9 protein-coding genes and 6 pseudogenes are annotated in these 16,470 nt (G+C 58.8%); 2 read left to right on the plus strand and 13 right to left on the minus strand.

Annotated features, from left to right (window positions below; all coding sequences use genetic code 11):
* Positions 1-179: 179 nt before the first annotated feature.
* A complete protein-coding gene (locus tag H8A95_RS34955) occupies positions 180-659 on the minus strand; it encodes an Lrp/AsnC family transcriptional regulator (protein ID WP_229187271.1) in 480 nt (159 codons plus the stop codon).
* Positions 660-2,144: 1,485 nt separating this feature from the next.
* Complete coding sequence (locus H8A95_RS34965) at positions 2,145-2,288, minus strand: hypothetical protein (RefSeq protein WP_229187280.1); 144 nt, start codon at positions 2,286-2,288, stop codon at positions 2,145-2,147.
* 439 nt (positions 2,289-2,727) lie between these two features.
* Here H8A95_RS34965 and H8A95_RS34970 point away from each other — a divergent pair, with 439 nt between their 5' ends.
* A complete protein-coding gene (locus tag H8A95_RS34970) occupies positions 2,728-3,558 on the plus strand; it encodes an SDR family NAD(P)-dependent oxidoreductase (protein ID WP_229187272.1) in 831 nt (276 codons plus the stop codon).
* A 231-nt stretch (positions 3,559-3,789) separates the two neighbouring features.
* Here the strand turns inward: H8A95_RS34970 and H8A95_RS34975 are convergent, their stop codons facing one another.
* From H8A95_RS34975 to tnpA, 4 genes are read right to left on the minus strand one after another with little or no spacing between them, the layout of a single operon-like run.
* Entirely contained in the window at positions 3,790-4,392 is a 603-nt protein-coding gene (locus tag H8A95_RS34975; protein WP_229187273.1) for a plasmid pRiA4b ORF-3 family protein, read from the minus strand.
* On the minus strand, positions 4,389-5,948 hold the full coding sequence (tnpC, locus tag H8A95_RS34980) for an IS66 family transposase (protein WP_229187274.1): 1,560 nt from the start codon (positions 5,946-5,948) through the stop codon (positions 4,389-4,391). The genes H8A95_RS34975 and tnpC overlap by 4 nt, the downstream gene beginning before the upstream one ends.
* A 51-nt stretch (positions 5,949-5,999) precedes the next feature.
* Positions 6,000-6,353, minus strand: a complete 354-nt coding sequence (gene tnpB, locus H8A95_RS34985) for an IS66 family insertion sequence element accessory protein TnpB (RefSeq protein ID WP_229187275.1) — start codon at positions 6,351-6,353, stop codon at positions 6,000-6,002.
* A complete protein-coding gene (gene tnpA, locus H8A95_RS34990) occupies positions 6,347-6,769 on the minus strand; it encodes an IS66-like element accessory protein TnpA (RefSeq protein WP_229187276.1) in 423 nt (140 codons plus the stop codon). The genes tnpB and tnpA overlap by 7 nt, the downstream gene beginning before the upstream one ends.
* 135 nt (positions 6,770-6,904) lie before the next feature.
* On the opposite strand from tnpA, the pseudogene H8A95_RS34995 reads away from it, so the two are divergent.
* Positions 6,905-7,570 (plus strand): annotated as a pseudogene (locus H8A95_RS34995) (transposase); the annotation flags it as partial.
* Positions 7,571-7,772: 202 nt separating this feature from the next.
* Here H8A95_RS34995 and H8A95_RS35000 read toward each other — a convergent pair.
* The 7 genes and pseudogenes from H8A95_RS35000 to H8A95_RS35030 all read right to left on the minus strand — a co-directional run bounded on the left by H8A95_RS35000 (position 7,773) and on the right by H8A95_RS35030 (position 15,841).
* A pseudogene (locus tag H8A95_RS35000) lies at positions 7,773-8,794 on the minus strand (IS110 family RNA-guided transposase).
* Between the two features lie 327 nt (positions 8,795-9,121).
* Positions 9,122-9,430: pseudogene (locus tag H8A95_RS44590) on the minus strand (CmcJ/NvfI family oxidoreductase); the annotation flags it as partial.
* 12 nt (positions 9,431-9,442) lie between these two features.
* Positions 9,443-9,967: a hypothetical protein gene (locus tag H8A95_RS35005; protein ID WP_229187277.1), complete on the minus strand. Its 525-nt coding sequence runs from the start codon at positions 9,965-9,967 to the stop codon at positions 9,443-9,445.
* A 1,503-nt stretch (positions 9,968-11,470) separates the two neighbouring features.
* Positions 11,471-12,241 (minus strand): annotated as a pseudogene (locus H8A95_RS35010) (SDR family NAD(P)-dependent oxidoreductase).
* A gap of 259 nt (positions 12,242-12,500) precedes the next feature.
* Positions 12,501-13,523: pseudogene (locus H8A95_RS43940) on the minus strand (phosphotransferase family protein).
* A 147-nt stretch (positions 13,524-13,670) separates the two neighbouring features.
* Positions 13,671-13,857: pseudogene (locus H8A95_RS35025) on the minus strand (acyl-CoA dehydrogenase family protein); the annotation flags it as partial.
* Between the two features lie 1,123 nt (positions 13,858-14,980).
* The gene (locus H8A95_RS35030; RefSeq protein ID WP_229187279.1) at positions 14,981-15,841 is read right to left on the minus strand and encodes a MaoC/PaaZ C-terminal domain-containing protein; all 861 of its coding nucleotides are present in this window, start codon (positions 15,839-15,841) and stop codon (positions 14,981-14,983) included.
* Positions 15,842-16,470 lie beyond the last annotated feature (629 nt).

Genomic DNA, 16,470 nt, shown 5'->3' on the forward strand with positions numbered 1-16,470 from the left:
ATTAAGCAACGCACGAAAAGTCGTTTCGATAGCGTACACCTTGAGGGTACTGCTACCATACAATGGACTTGGTCGTTCGTCGCTCAGTCCAGTTCTGGGGATCTTCTGCGGATCAGAAACGTGCCGTGATCCGTTACTTTGTGCCCGTTCCGTGACCGAACTATTCGACGCTACGAGCGTTAGTCATCCTCGGCTGGAGGCTCAATTGGAATGGCAAAGCTCGCCTTCACGCGGTCCAATATAACCATCGTCTTGTACGTCTTGATTTCTGGGTTCACGTGGAAGAAACGTCGGGTGAACTGCTCATAATCTTCCATGCTACGAGAAGTTATGTATAGGACAAAGTCTGCGTCGCCGGTTACGAAAAACCCATTGACGACTTCAGCTGACGATTTGATGGCTTTTTTGAACTTGTCTACTATGTCCGAGCGCTCCCGCTCTAGAGTCACTAGCACGAGCATTTGGATAGGATTTCCCACCGCCTTCGGCGAAACGATTGAGACATCGGCTTCGATGATGCCGTCCGAACGGAGCCTCTTCAGTCGTCGTTGGCACGCGGTAGCAGACAGCCCGGTAAGTTCGCCGATCTCCTCGGACGTCAAGCGATTGTTTTTTTGCACGATCTCGAGGATGCGGGCGTCTATTCGATCGTAGCGCATGATCGGCTCCCAGCTTCCTTCAGGTGAATTTCGTTGCAAGATGTCTGTTTAATGCGGGAAAACGTCGGAGCCAACGAAAATGCGACGCAAATAATACCTGGCCTATGACCACTTCTGCCGCAAAAACCTTGCCCTTAAACGTATCTACTCTCAAATTTAAGGTATTATGACACCTCTTAAGCAGTGAATCCAACTCGCGCAGCCTGGGTTTAGAACGGTCAAAGATAGTGATGCTGGCGCTCAATCTAAATAACCGATCCGCATGGATTGCGACGGGGCCTCTCGTCACCACGATGCGAGCTGGCAAGCAAACCGGCCCCCCGACAGCCCACGCCCGGCCGCCAGCAGGTTCGCTTGAGACCTCATATCCAAGGGGCGGAAGCTGGATCGCGATTTCACCGGGAAACGGCAATACACCGAGACTTGATGAATTTCTTGGTTTGCTTCGGGCCTGACACTGAATGCTAAATGGACAGTCTCTGGTACTAGCGGTTGAACTTTGAGCGCTCACTCTTTCTCGCTCATCGCGAATACCTCGCGAGGCGGAGGCGAGAATCGTCGCGCCAGCTTTGCGACAATTCTCATCTGTAGCGGCAATACCCGCGATCGCATTGGTCGGAGCCACAAGCTGTGTCCAGCGGTCACACCTTCGCGAACTCCCATGCGTCAGTCCCACGCGATGCTCGTGCGTCTTGATTTCGTTGGGAAGACGAAATTCATCTGCGATCTCCTACTCAGACAATATTTCTAACCGGAAGAATCAAGCGAACACGCAGCGCATCGGCAAAAATATCGCAGAAAATCAGCTATTTTCGGCACAAATTCGCAGGATTCCGGACGAAAACGTCGGCATGCTACGAGCTGACTTGGCCAGCAGACCGAGAAGGATGGCCTTCTCCTTAGCCGGCCGGACATCCTAAAGCTAACATGACATTTCCATCTGATCCCGGGCCCGGATCGACGAAGAGCTCGGATACGCCTCAGCACCACCTTCTTGGTCGCAGAAAAGGGTGCTGGAATGATTTGCTTCAGGAACGGCCGTATCACAGAACGTGTTGCGGGCGCCTTTTTACGCAAACACGATTTCTGCCCCGCCCTGCCCCGCGAGGGACAACTCTTGCGTAATGGAAGGCCTTCTGACATGTAGAGTGCCGCAAATTCACACGCTGGCCGAGTTGTTCGGTGGTCACCCAATACTTATAGGCTGGTGGTCCTGCGGCGTGGGCTGCTTTGATGCGCGCCAGCGCGACAATAGTGCCGAACAAGGCTTGGGCGGAGGTGGTGGGCGAAGTGGCCTGCCGCGATTTTGTTCTGGTTCGCGGCGGACGGTGAAGGCTCCTCCGGAACGACGATACTTAGCTGCTGTCAGTAGCGGTCGCACTCGGCCACATCCGTTTGGCAGGATGAAGGCCCGCATGGGAGCGACACACTTCCTCACCAAAACGCTCCCAAAAGTAGCGGCCGAGATGGCACCTCGGTCTTGGCCTATAATCTGACACGGGTCATGAACATCATCGGGACCAAGCCACCGATCGCTGCGGCCGATGCGGTCAAGGTCGCCGCCTGCGGGCACGGCACGGAGCCGATCTCGAGCGCGGCGCCGCTGCGCATCCAGACGAAGTCAAACATGGGCGTCCCCAAAAACCGACGAGCGGAATACGGCTAGCGTCGGGTCGCGCACAGGCATCCGGCGTTGATTCAGCGCACGCCGCGCCCTTGCACCGCGCACGGGCTGAGGCTGTCCCGACACATCGGACATTGCGCCTGTAGCGCCGAGCCCCGACCAAGGCCATTGGATCCGGTTCTTCGCGCAGATTTCGTGCGTCTAGCCCCCCAAAGTTGAGGCATTGCGGCGCAAGCATAGACAACAATGCGCCGATGAACCAAAAATCCCCGCTACAACGAGAGCTGCTCATCCGCGTGGCAAAGAATTTGGTAATGCGTTTCCCCTGCAGTTATGAGGCGGCGCTAGAACCTTATGGAGATGACGGGGCTCGATCACCCGATTAACGCGGGAGCATTAGACGTTGAACGCGGCGCGTTGCCGCGATCTCTAGGAGGATCAAGAATGAGCCGATTGGCCGGCAAGGTGGCCCTCATTACGGGCGGCACAAGCGGGATAGGTGAGGCAACCGTCGAACTGTTCGTCGCCGAGGGAGCGAAGGTGATGATCATAGGGCGAAATGCCGAGAAGGGCGCCGAGATGGTGAGAGCTCTCGGATCGGGCACTCGGTTCTTCGCCGCCGACGTGTCTCGGGAGGAAGAGGTAGCGGCAGCTGTTCACGCGACCGTGGAAACCTTCGGTCACCTCGATTGTCTTTTTAATAACGCTGGCGCTTCCACCCAGAAGGGCGAGCCGGACACCGTCACAGCGGACGAGTTTCGGTATGCGATGGATCTGCTGTTGGGCAGCGTTATCTTCGGTATCCGCCACGCGGCCCCGATCATGAAGTCGCAGGGACGCGGCGCGATCATCAACAATTCGTCCGTGGCGGCCCTCCGCGGGCACATGGGCAACTACCTCTACTCGGTGGCTAAAGCCGGAGTAAAGCGCGCCACCGAGCTTGCCGGTCTGGAACTGGGCCGCTACGGCGTGACGGTGAACTGCATCTCGCCGGGGGCTGTCGTTACCTCAATCTTCTTCGGAGGATCTAAGGCGGCCTCAGGTTTAACTCCGGGGAAGGCCGACGAAAAGTTGGAGAAGCTCGCTCGCAATCTGGCCAAGGCGACGCCGCTTCAGCGCTCTGGATTGCCACGCGACGTCGCGACGGCAGCCCTCTTCTTGGCCTCCGATGAAGGGGCTTATATCAACAGCCACGACCTGGTGGTCGATGGCGGGATGATCGCCGGTGGGCGCACCAACTTCGAAGCCGCCCCTGCCAGAGCGTCGCGCCGATGACGCATTCAGCGCACGCGTCTGGCTCAGTGAAAGTCGAGATGCCCTGCCGTACTTGTCCCAAACTGCGTCGTTAGCGCCGTTTCGCTCAGCCCAGTTCCCGGGGGCCGCTGCGCCGTCCCAGCTGCGCAGCGCGCATCAGACACCCCTCGCCAGAGCTGAGGTTCTAAAGCTGTCTGGGGTTAGGTTGAATGTAAGCGTAGCTCTGAGGACCATTTGATTGGCGCTTGACGTCTATTTTGAGCGCGTGGTGCGCCGGCGCGGCTTCCATATTTCCGACAATGCGTTGACGGCGGCCTCGGGCGCCCTCCGGTCGACGACGTTGGGATCGAACTGCTCCGGACCCCAGAGGCGCATTTGTTCGTGCTCCGGATGGGTGGGGTCGCTGATGGCGTCGAGGTATTCGGCATAGCCTGATGCACCGCCGACATCTTCCGGAGGACAACGGCCGGTGGCCTCGAGCAAGAGGGGCAGTCCCTCCGTTGTCGTGTTGTCGAACCATTTTTCGAGCTTGATCACGTGATCCCAGCTGTCGCCGAAGTCGTAGAGATAATGGATCGTTTTGGCGCCGGTCTCGCGAACGATATCGCAAAGCCGCGCTTTGCTGGCATCAATGGGCTGGTGGCCGTAATCGTTGTGTGGATCAAGAATCCCCCAACGGACCTCACCAGCGAAGAACTCGAAGAGGTGGCCGTTCGTCCAGCCAAACGCCGCCTGAAGCGTCAGATGAAGCCGGTCAAGGCGCAGCGTGACGGGTACGACAAGGCGACGCATCACCTCCGGTTTCACGTCCTTGAGGGTCACCTTGATCCGGACGGCGGTCGTGTTGAGGCTCATGCCGCCAGCCTCGGATCGTGGGTATGCAACATGTAAGTCGATGCCCATGGAAGCAGTTCGTCCAGTCGCGCCGCAGGCCAACCATTGACGAGCTTCGCGAGAACGTCGGAGAGCCAGTGCTCGGCGCTGACGCTATTGAGCTTACAGGTCTCGATTAACGAAGCTAGTACTGCCCAACTCTCGGCGCCCTCGTCGCAACCGGCAAAAAGGGAGTTCTTGGCGTTGAGCTTGATCGGCCGCATCGCACGCTCGACAGCATTCGTGTCCATCTCGATGCGCCCGTCATCAAGGTAAAGCGCCAGGCCGTCCCAATGACGCAACGCGTAACGCAAGGTCTTCGCCGTGTCGCTCTTTTGTGCAAGGTAATCAAGCTTGGCCTCAAACCACCGCTTCAAGGCTGTAGCCAGAGGTCGGGCATGCGCCTGCCTGCCAGCACGGCGCTCGGCATCCGATCGGCCGCGGAGCGCTTTCTCGACCGTGTAAAGTTGGGCGATGCGCTCAAGAGCCTCGCGGGCAACCGGAGCTGGCGCCGGAGCAGCCTCGCGCTCGATCTTCACAAACTGGCGCCTCAGATGCGACCAGCAGAAGGCGAGCGTTCCGGACAAGGCGTCCGCACGCGTCTCTCGGGTCATGGTCTTGTAAGCCTGATAGCCGTCGCAGTGGATGATGCCGCGATAGCCCTCGAGCAGCCTCAAGCCATGAACGGCCCCACGGCCCGGTGCATAGGCGTAAACCACGCCAGGTGGGTCAGGTCCAGCCCAGGGCCTGTCATCGCGTGACAGCGCCCAGAAGTAGCCGGTTTTGGTCCTGCCGCGCCCCGGATCCAGCACCGGCGCCGGGGTCTCATCGACACAGAGCTTCGAAGAGGCGAGCAGAAGCTCGCGCAGACGATGCCACAAGGGCTTCAATTCTTGGGCGGCATAGCCAACCCAAAAAGCAAGTGTGGAACGATCAATGGCGATACCGTGCGTCGCCAGCATCTGCGCTTGGCGGTAAAGCGGCAAATGCCAATGATACTTGGCGTCGATCACATGCGCGACGAGCCGCTCGGTGGGCCATCCTCCCCTGATCAGTCGCTCGGGAGCAGTGTGCTGGAGAACGACGCCGTGACAGGCGCGGCAAGCCAGCTTGGGCCGGCGGGTCACAATCACTCGGTATTGCACCGGAACGACGTCGAGCCTCTGACTTTCATCGCGATCAATCTCAAAGAGATCGCCTTTGCAGCACGGGCAACAGGTTGCAGCCGGCATCAGGGTTTCGACGATGCGCGGCAAATGCTCCGGAAGCTGGCCACGGTTGCGCTTGGCAGTTCTCTTCTCGCGGGCTCTGGGATTGGCGCGATCCTCAGCTGCTTCGAGAGCCGCGACGGCCTCTTCGATGTCCTCCAGAACAAGCTGTAGCTGATCAGCGTCCAACTTTTCCGAGGACCGACCGAACTGCGCATCTTTTGCAAGCTTGAGCAACCGCTCGAGCCTGGCGCAGCGATCCAGCAGAGCCGCGGCAAAGATACGCAACTCGGCCGGATCGCTCGGCAGTTCATCAGGCAAATCACTCATTGGCCCAAGACTGCCATGCTTCGCGCCCCGATGAAGCGAAGATTTGTATCTTTACGCAAGCGCTTTCGGCTGCGGGATTCGAGGCGCGTGCATCCGCGTCCAATCCATGCCGGCCAGAAGGGCGGACAGCTGGGCGGCATTCATCCGCATCACGCCGGCCACGATGGGAGGCCATTTGAAGCCGCTGCCATCTAGCCGCTTCCAGTACATCACAAGGCCCCTGCCATCCCAGACGACAATCTTCACCCGATCGGCGCGCTTCGCACGGAACACCACCGCCACGCCCTTCATCGGGTCACGGCCCAGCGTCTCTTTCGCCAACAGCGCCAAGCCCTCCGCACCCTTCCTGAAGTCGACAGGTTGGGTCGCAACATAGATCATGAGGCTCGCGGGCGCCGTCAGCATGAACGTGTCCGTCGGAGCGCAATGAACACATCACTCAACACAGCAAGGCCAGGCGCCCCGCGCACCTCCACGCGTGCCCCCTGGAACTCGACCGTCACCACGGCTGCTTCCGGCGACCCGGTGGGCTCTGAGGCCGCCGGTAACGCCGATTCCGACACCACCGGCACGAACGACAGCGTGTCTGCCGAAGCCGGCAGCACCAACTGGCCCAAACGCGCCCGACGCCGCCAGTCATGTACCTGCTGCGGCCGGCAGCCATGGCGTCGTGCGACATCTGTGACAATCGCCCCCGGCTCGAGGCTTTCCGCGGCATTCTGTGCCTTCAAATCGTCCAGCCAGCGCTTTCGACCTGCGCCAGCGTACACTTCGATACGCGGCGACAATGGTCGTCTTATGTCGTCCGAATGGTCGTCCATTGTGAGCACCCTTGCTGAAGATGACTCTTCTAGCGGTGCTCTCACGACTGAGTACAAGAATTCTCAAGGGCCTCAACGCCACGCTTACGGTTGAAACGATTTGGGATTCCCAAATGAACGTGTTTCCGAATCAGCATGCTGGCTGGGAAGGAGGCCAGCATGGATGTGCAAGCCTTACCTCTGGCCGCGATCGAGGGCGGGACGTTCCGCAATTCGGCCGCCAAGCAATTTGGCGTGGCAATCAGCACGGCCATCGGCTGGATGCGGCGGCTCGTGGAGACCGGCGGCATTGAGCCTGGCCACATTGGCGGCCACAAGCCGAAGGCAATTTCGGGAGAGCATGCGGCCTGGCTGTCGCAGCGGATCAAGGCTGGCGATTTCACCAAACCTAAGCTCGTTGCCGAGCTTGCCGGACGCGGCCTGAAGGTCGACTACCGCTCAGTGTGGGACTTCGTGCATGCCAAGAAGCCCGAATTCAAAAAAGCGTGCTGGCCGGCGAATGCGATCGTCCCGAGGTGCCGTGGCGGCGAGCCCAGTGGGCAAAGTATCAAAGTCGCGGCGAAGCTGAGCGGCTGCTCTTCATCGACGAGACTTAGACGCGGACCGACATGGCCCCCCTGCGAGGATGGGCGCCGCGCGGGCGCATACTTCCCACCAAGGTTCCCACTGGCGTTGGAAGACCATGACCCTTATGGCAGCCCTGCGCCATGATCGGATCGATGCGATGGTTCGTCAAGGGACCGATCGAAGGCGAGAGCTTTCGGACTTATGTCGAGAATTCTGCTGCCGACCCTTCGTCCCAGGTGCTGACATGTGTCCGGCCTCTGATGCGGCTGTCACATGCCGCCGGCCCGTATGGGAGTTCGCGGAACGGGTCCAACTCAACTTCGCGTGCTCGAAGCACGTATCCATGATCTGGTTTTCCCGATCCCGTCTCTTTGACCGTAGCGCCATACTCTCCGTTCGACTTTCTCACACTTGGGTAGCCCGCTCGAGGAGCGGACTATCTCGCTGCCAACGCCGGCGTCCGGTAAATGCCGCCCTTGGCCATCAACGCCCATACGATGCGCGCCGTCTTGGCGAAGGCGACGATCACCAGCATGGGCGGCTTGCGCTCTAGCATCCGCGAGAGCCAAGGATCCGTCATCGATCCCTTTCGCATGGCCCAGCGCACGGTGGCGCTGGCTCCGATGATCAGCAGCCGACGCAAGGTTCGTTCGCCCATCCGGGATGTCTCCCCGAGCTTCTGCTTGCCGCCCGAGGAGCGTTGCAGCGGCGTGAGGCCGAGCCATGCCACAAAATCGCGACCTCTCTTGAAGGTCTGAGCAGATGGGGCCAACGCGGCAAGTGCTGTAGCGGTGATCGGTCCTATACCGGGAATGGTCATCAATCGCCGGGCTTCCGCATCCTCTCTGGCGCGCCGGGCAATCTCGCGGTCAAGCACGGCCACTCCGCGTCAAGCGACCGTAGTTGCTCAACGAGCAGAAACAGGATTGGGCGGGCAGCTTCGGGGATGGTGGAATCCTTCTCAATCGCAGCAACAAGCTTGGTCACATGGAAGAGCCCCTGCGCGGCCACCAGTCCGAATTCGGCAAGATGCCCACGTATCGCATTGATGGTCTGGGTCCGCTGGCGCACCACAAGGTCACGAACGCGAAACACCATGGCCGCAGCTTGTTGCTCTTCGCTCTTCGCGGCAACGAACCGCATGGTCGGCCGCTGGGCTGCTTCGCAGATCGCTTCGGCGTCATCGGCATCGTTCTTTTGCCGCTTCACGAAAGGCTTGACGTAACCTGGGGCGATCAACCGGACAGCATGTCCCAGCTTCGCAATCTCCCGCGCCCAGTAATGGCCGCCGGCACAAGCCTCCATGGCAACCGTGCAGGTCGGTTGCGTGGCAAAGAACCCAGGCACCTGATCGCGGCGAAGCTTCTTCCTGAACAGCACACTTCCCGACGCATCCCCGCCATGCACCTGGAACACATTCTTCGCCAGATCCAACCCGATTGTGTTAACTTCCAACATGGACGCCTCCGTTCAAGTGATGATCAACGACACCACTACTTTGGCACAGCGATGCCGTCAGGGAGCGTCCACCCCATCAATCTCGGGCGCCACAAAAAGCGGTCTATCTGCCCCGCGGCTAGAATAGCGTCGGCTATGTAGTCGCCGACCAAAATGAGCTCCACGACTTACTCGATCACCTAGATCAAGGGTGGCTGACGCTGGTTCGAGTCCCCGCTCCCAACCAAGTACGTTTCCAACGTCCACCCGGAATAACGCGTCTGGCGCATCATTCGCCAAACGCTCATCGATTCCGCCGCCTCGCACCTGGAAGGCTAGCCGCGCCGATCACTCAAAATAGACTAGGTGGCGCGTCTCGACACTCCACCGCGGCTTCGCATCAGCGTGCGCGACGCGGTTGTCGAAAGCGGTATGAAATGCCTTGGCGCTAAGTTTTGTCTCAGTGTCGAAGCCCTTGAACAGGATGAATTCATCCCTGTTCATGTCGGGGAAATAGTACCAACGTTGGACTGGATTGTAGTACGCGAGCCAGACCTTACAAGAGATATCATCTCTAGCGAAGGGCGCTTCGACGACGTCCGCATCAGCAACGGACGATCCATCGCAGATAGTCAGAGGGAAATCTTGCGGACTCGCCGAAAGAGCGCGTCAGGTTTGAATAAGCATCATGCGCGAGTATGGCCGCGACTTTGTTCCTTGTTCATAGTCAGAAATTGCAGCAACCACAGGCGCGGAAATTGCCGCGTAATCAACATGGGCAAGGCGAGATGTCGGTTGATTTCCGTCGCTAGCACCGCCAGGGGATCGGACCATCGCGGGGGGAACAGAGCCGTGATGGAGATTCGTGACCCACGATGCGTTGAAATGGCGTTTCACGAACGCGTTCATTTCATCCACATATTCGTTGATCGTAGGCCGCGGATCCTGCCCCTTGAGGTGGGCCGGCTTGTGATTGATGAGAGTGAACCCTTCGCGATCCAGGCTTAGCGTCTTGACGATCGGGCGAGCATTGCGGATATCGACATCGCAATCAATCACAGTCGGCGAACCGTATCGTTCGGGACCCGGGCAGCCCGGTCCCTCTTCGACCGTTCGCCGCAGAAAGGTGACTTTCGCGCGCACGCCGTCAAATTGTTCGCTTGCTGCCGACAAAGTCGCGAATGCTGATCCCATTTGCGGTCCCTCTCCTTCCACTAGTTTTATCTGGTCTCAACCATAGCGTCAGCTTTACGCATAATTCCCGCAAATACGGGACCGGAACGACGTAGATCGGCCTTGGTTAGCCTTGGTGTGGATTGTTTCGCGCTCCATCCGGGCGCAGAGCCGTCGCACCCACCATTCATCCGGGCGGCAGAAAAATGTGCCCTATTGCTTCGACCGAAAAGCGGACGACTCAAGCTCGTGCGCCGGAGCTCGCGTTGGGATCCGTGGCCTGGGGAGGGTGCGAACATGCCTTGAGTTCCCGTGGCTCGCGCCAAGGAAAGGCAGTGACTTCCGCGTTCGGTGCCCGTGAGGCCACATCGATCGAGGTTTTGCAGCGGATGCGAGGTATATCGTCTGGTAAGACAAGGCCCGGCGTTCTGCAGTTTTTGATAGTGTCACGCGACATGCGGTAGAAGCAATCTGGCCACGCGCGAAACTGTGGATCTCAATCGTGTCCATAGACACCTCGGGTCGACGGGCGCGGAAATCAGCGAGCCAGTTTCTCGGCCTCTCCCGATACATGAGATCCGCGTCTTCAGGTCTGTGGCCAACTGACTGGCAGAATACCTTGGCACGCGGTCATTTGCGCACTGTGTGCGGAAGCCTCCGCGAATCCGCCTCCACAGAAGCCCATGTAGGAGAATTCGTAAACCTTGAGATAATCAGGCCGAGTTGGTCGTCGGCAAAAGAATCCCACGCGCGGTCGATCGCCACCGGACTGGCCGACTCTCCCCATTTGCAGCGCGCTGGTCTATCTTGATGCTGCGGCGCACGGCCCACCTTCTGCGTCTCCGCCTCATAGCGCGGTATCGACCTTACCCAATGTTTGGCCGATCAGTTAATCTGGGTCGCCCCCGTCGACTACGACCAGCCTCTTCGCAGACTCGTCTGCTGGCCAGTTTCTCCGCAAGAAAAGCTTAAGTGTCCTAAAGCGCGATGAGTTTTGGTGGAATCGATCTCGCCACAGGCTCGCATTTGCCTCTCCCGCTTGCGGGAGAGGTCGACGCGAAGCGCCGGGTGGAGGCTCTCTCCGCACGGGGAGTATCGAACCACCCCAGCCCTCCCCCGCAAGCGCAGGGCTATCGCATATCGAAAAACGCAAGGCGCGATCGACACTTGTAAAGAACAGGTTCGAGAAGCGTCGTTCCAGCTTCGCGGTTCGATTCCGTTTTGTTCTCGATCCGATTCCGTGGCTTGGCAGTGTCGCGCAAGCGCATCGCCGACTAAACCGCGGAAGAGACTCGGGATTCCATATGCGATAGCCCTGCCCGCAAGCGGGAGAGGGCGCGCATCTCCTTCGTGGCATCCAAACAGACCTAATTTCATCGCGCTTTAGCCCGAACTTGAAACGCCAAACTTAAAGCCTTTGAGGTTGTTGCACCCCAGATGGCTCCTCTTCATCGTTCATTGAGTACGCGTCTCTTCATGCAGGGAAATGTCAAGTGAAGTGTGATTCAAGCGAAAACACGATAACTAGACCCCCGCCGTGATTATTCCACCGTCCACGACGACGGTCTGTCCTGTCATAAACGCCGATGCATCCGACGCGAGATAGGCGACAGCGCCCGCGATCTCGTGCGGCTCGCCGATGCGACGGAGCGGCGTGGTAGCGCATTGACGCCTCAAGCGCTCCTCGTCTTCCCAGAGCGCGCGGGCAAAATCGGTTTTGACTAGGCCCGGCGCCACACAATTGACGCGCACACCCTTCGGGCCCCATTCGCCAGCAAGGCTGCGGCACAGCCCGAAATCGGCAGCTTTGGAGATGCCGTAGGCGCCGATTACGGTTGAGCCTCGCAGGCCGCCGATCGAGGAGATGATGACAACCGAGCCCTTACCACGCGCCGCCATCCGCGGAATGACTTGCGCGCGGAGCCAGACATTGCTTCTCACGTTGCTTCCCATAATCTTGTCGAACGCCTCGTCCGTTATATCGAGCAGGGGCCGTAATAGGGATTGACCGCCGCGTTGCAGACGAGGATATCGACACCGCCATAATGCTTAGTCGCGCCCGATATCAGTGCCTCGCCTCGTTGCGTCGGGCGACATTGCAGGGGATAACGTGCGCCTCGCCGCCCGCCTTCCGGATACCCTCGGCAACGTCCTCGCAAGCGTCGGTCTTGCGGCTGGAAATCACGACTTTTGCGCCGAGCGTGCAAGTAGTTCGGCCGACGCGCGACCGATGCCGCGGCTCGAGCCGGTGACTACAGCGACCTGGCCGGAAAGATCGAACGGTATCTTGGTCATAAAACGTATTCTCCTCTTGTTATCTAGATTTGCCTTGTCGCATGTGATGGCCGTACTCGCGGGTGCAAGCGGCACCCTTCTTGGGATAGACTTAGTGTGGTTGGCACACGAAAGGCGGCGAGCGGAGCGGCCAGCGACCCACTAAGCAGGCCGCTGCGAGATGGGTGCTCCACTCGGGAGTTAAGGTGTTAATCTCGGTTACTTGAAGACATCAGGATTTTCTTTTTTCGCGAGCAACGGGTCGTTGCAGCGACTTAGGTTAGATCGCGCCCGCTCTCTGCGCATATTCCCACGACGCCTTTGCGAGCGGGACGGTGCGATTGGCGGATTCGATCGCTCTGGCGTTAACGGCAGTACCGTCGCGGATGCGCCCGGCAATACCTTGTGTGATGCCCACAAGGCGGAACAGATTGTATGACAAGTACCAGTTGAAATCCGGCAGCGTAGTATTGGTGCGATCGCAATAGATCCGCGCAGCCTCTTCCATGCTGGGGATATTCGCCACCTTCAGGTCGGCGCCCTTGAGACCCGGCATGATCCACCGCATTAGCAAATAAGTGAGATCGGCCATAGGATCGCCAAGCGTCGACAATTCCCAGTCGAGCACCGCGATAACCGTGGCTCGGTCGCATGGAAGATCATGTTGTCGAGGCGATAGTCGCCATGAACGATGGAAACGCGCTTCTGTTCAGGAAGCGTTTTCGGCAGCCAGTCAATTAGCTTCTCCACTTCCGGAATGTGCTGCGTCTCGGATGCGCGGTATTGCTTCGTCCAGCGGTTGATCTGGCGCGCGCAGTAATTGCCTGACTTGCCGAAGTCACCAAGCCCAATCTTCTCGGGATCGTACATGTGCAATTTTGCCAATGTTTCAATTTTGCTGCGGAAGAGCTTTGGCCGCATATCGGATGGCGGACTTGGAAGCGCGGGATCCCAGAACACCCGACCCTCTTCCATAGACATTATGTAGAAGGCTGAGCCGATCACACTATCGTCGGCACAGAATGCATAAGCATTCGCCACTGGAAAGCCCAGACGTCCAAGCGCGGATATGACGCGGAACTCGCGATCGACCGCATGCGCCGAGGGCAGCAATTTGCCAACGGCTTACGTCGCATTACATAAGATCGCGTGGGCGTATCAAGCCGGTAAGTCGGATTCGACTGGCCGCCCTTGAACTGCGGTACCGTCAGTCATGCTCCGCCAGCCAGCGGGCGAGGCTCGCCTCGTCGATGCGATGCCGCTCCTCGACCGGACGAAAACTCTTGGTACTTGCTGATGCCAGCCGTCATGGTGACGCTCCCTCTTCTCCGCAATCATTCTCGGTCATTCATACGCAATGGCTCAGCATTGAACCCCGAATCTCGACATTCCGGATTTGCCTCTTCCAGGCGGTCCGGAATGACGCGAGGAAGCGATCGCATTGCCCCTTTCAGTTGGACGAGTTTTCATACTTCCGAAGTTCAAGTCTGGTAATGGCGCGGCAATGGACTTCATCGGGGCCATCCGTCAGGCGCATGGTGCGCATAGAAGTATAGTCGCGGCGCTAGGCCCGCTTCATCCGAGACGCCGGCGCTGCCGAAGGCGTGGATCGTCTCGTCGATGATCCGAAGCGCCATCATCCTGACCGTGGCCGACGATTGCATCCCCGAGTGTCTGGCTCTGGTGGCCGATACATCGCAATAGGCTTCCATCATCGCCGCCACGAGTCGGCACTGGGATCGGCGCCCGAGTCCCGAAGCTGCTCCCGCGGGAGAGAACTGCCTAGCAAGAGGCCGATCTCCAAGACCTCGACTCCGATGACCGGAGGACCAGGTTGCCGAAGGGTACCCGCCTTTGGGCGAAGGACATGTGAGCTGGCACCAGGGCGGCGCGATGCCTGATCGCCGCGCCAACCCACTCCTTAGCCGGCGACGACGGGAAGAACCGCCGGAATCCCACGACCAGCCAAGGCCTGTTCTAGGCTGGCGGCGCGTCGCCTTGTGCCCATCGAACCATATGAACGGTTGAACAGTGGGCAGTGCCTTTAGTGCGCGGCTCGAAGGAATTTCTCCTTCTCGCAAGAATCTGTTAGCTGTCTCGAGATAGGCTGCTTTCTATCACCCTTCGTCTGCGGGGTTTGCAGCCGGCCTTCAATCCTCCTTTGTCGCATTTTCTAGGACTCGGTCCGCATGACTACTTGCACAGTTTCTTACACATTGCCTCCCCAGAAATTTGACTAATGAATTCAGAAACTCAGACTATCAATAAAGAGACTTTCGGCAAACTGGTTACGGAGATTCGCCTGTCCGGTGCCGCCTATCGATTGTCCATAGATAAGGAACGCGTCTCCGACTATTCAAAGCCCGTTTCGGATTGCCCGTTCACTACCGGGGCACGACTGCGAGATCCACGATAACCTGGCGCTTAGTAGCCTTTAGATTTGACGTGGTCTCCTCCATCTGTGATATGGGGAACCCTTGAGACCGTGGCGATCGAGCCGCGCGGCCAACTTCGACAAGCCGACCTCCGAGAGCAAAGCAATTAGCCTGAACGTCGGAAGTGCCTTCACGAATTTGGTCGGATAGGCCATCTTGTGCTCGAGCCTACGCCCAGTATTTTCCAGGAGACTGCGCACTCAGTTCGTCACCGCGTCAAGAATGTCCTATTGATCTTCTTGCACGATGATTCCATATGGCCGCTACAGGCAAACTTGGTAATTTGCCGTGCGCCTCTGTTCGGGCGCTGTGGATCCGGGAAGGCTCAGCCTAGCATCGTCAGCCCATTCTTTACGACGGTAATCTGGCGCTCTCGAACATGAGCCTCGATCGAAATCGAATTACCGTCCTTCCAGAGATTGACCGTGATGATCTCACCCGGGAACACCGGAGCCGAAAAGCGGACGCGATGACGGCGGAAGGCAGAGGGATCGTAATCGGCATACGTTTGCAACACGGCCCTGCAGGTCAGTCCATAGGTACACATGCCGTGGAGAATGGGCCTGGGAAAACCGGCCCGACGCGCGAATTCCGAATCGCTGTGCAAGGGATTTCGATCACCCGACAGACGGTAGATCAGCGCCTGGTCGGGTCGGGTCGGGATATCGACCGACCTGTCAGGCGCTCGGCGGGGTACCTGGTGCGGCTCGGGCATTCCCTCCGATGGTCCGCCGAAACGGCCGTCGCCCCTCGCAAAGGTCGAGGAAAGAATCGTGACAATCTTGTCGCCGTCGCCATCCCTGACCACGATTTCGTTCTGAATAATCGCGCCTTTCTCCTTGCCCTTGTCGTGCACGCCACGCACGCGAGCATCCGCGGTAACGCTCGCCACGACAGGTATCGGCTTGTGAAACGTGATGTCGCGCTCGCCATCAACGAGCATGAGGCGGTTGAGGTCGATGACTCCGGGTCGCGCCCCCCACACACAGACCGAAGCAAAGGTCGGAACCACCTTCAGCGGCCTAGGTGTTGCAAACGCCTCGTTAACAAATTGCAGCTCTTTTTCGTTCAGAGGATCGGCACCCATCCCGATGCCAAGCGCATAGAGCAGCACGTCGCGATCCCTCCACGAATAGGGAGCCGCCTCGGTTTTGAGTTCGAGTACCGCTGGATAATCGATTGGCATCGGGTCCTTTCTTTGTTGCTGCTTTCGTGAGCCTGTACTCTTAAGAACTCAAGCGCTGTCTTCATCTTGCAGTTGTATGAGGTCACAGAACCATGTTCCTCTCCAAAACCGATGCCGAACGTTGCGCGACTTTGTCCCCGAGCCTGTCTCCGTAGCAACGCGGGACACCGGTTCAGGGGAAACTCGTCCTGCGCGTCTGCGTGCACTCAGCCCTCGATCAGGGTCGCGGCGTCTCAAAAGCAATGGCTGTGCCAGCTCCATTGGCGCGCATCAAGTGCTTGAGTAGCGCGTTGAAAGCCCTTCACGGCGCCCGAAGATGGCCGGGTCTTGAACCTGACGGGCTTGTGCCGCGTCACAGATCGGACACAGATTGCGCACGCCTCGCCGGCGGGAAACTGTGGGCCAGGAGCATCCTCGGAAACGTCAGCACTATGGGATCGCGTGCAACAAGCCGCATGGTGCAGGCCGATGCACCTATGCTAAGCACTCCGTTGCAAGGTGCCGATTCCGAGATGATGGTGCGCACCGTACCGACTTGATGGCGCGCAGGGTTCCGAGATGATCGCGCGCAGCATTCCGAGCATTCTCCGCGCAGCATTCCGATTTGATCGCGCGCAGTTTCGGATGGC

Origin of the sequence: Bradyrhizobium oropedii (assembly GCF_020889685.1) — a bacterium.
Lineage (GTDB): Bacteria > Pseudomonadota > Alphaproteobacteria > Rhizobiales > Xanthobacteraceae > Bradyrhizobium > Bradyrhizobium oropedii.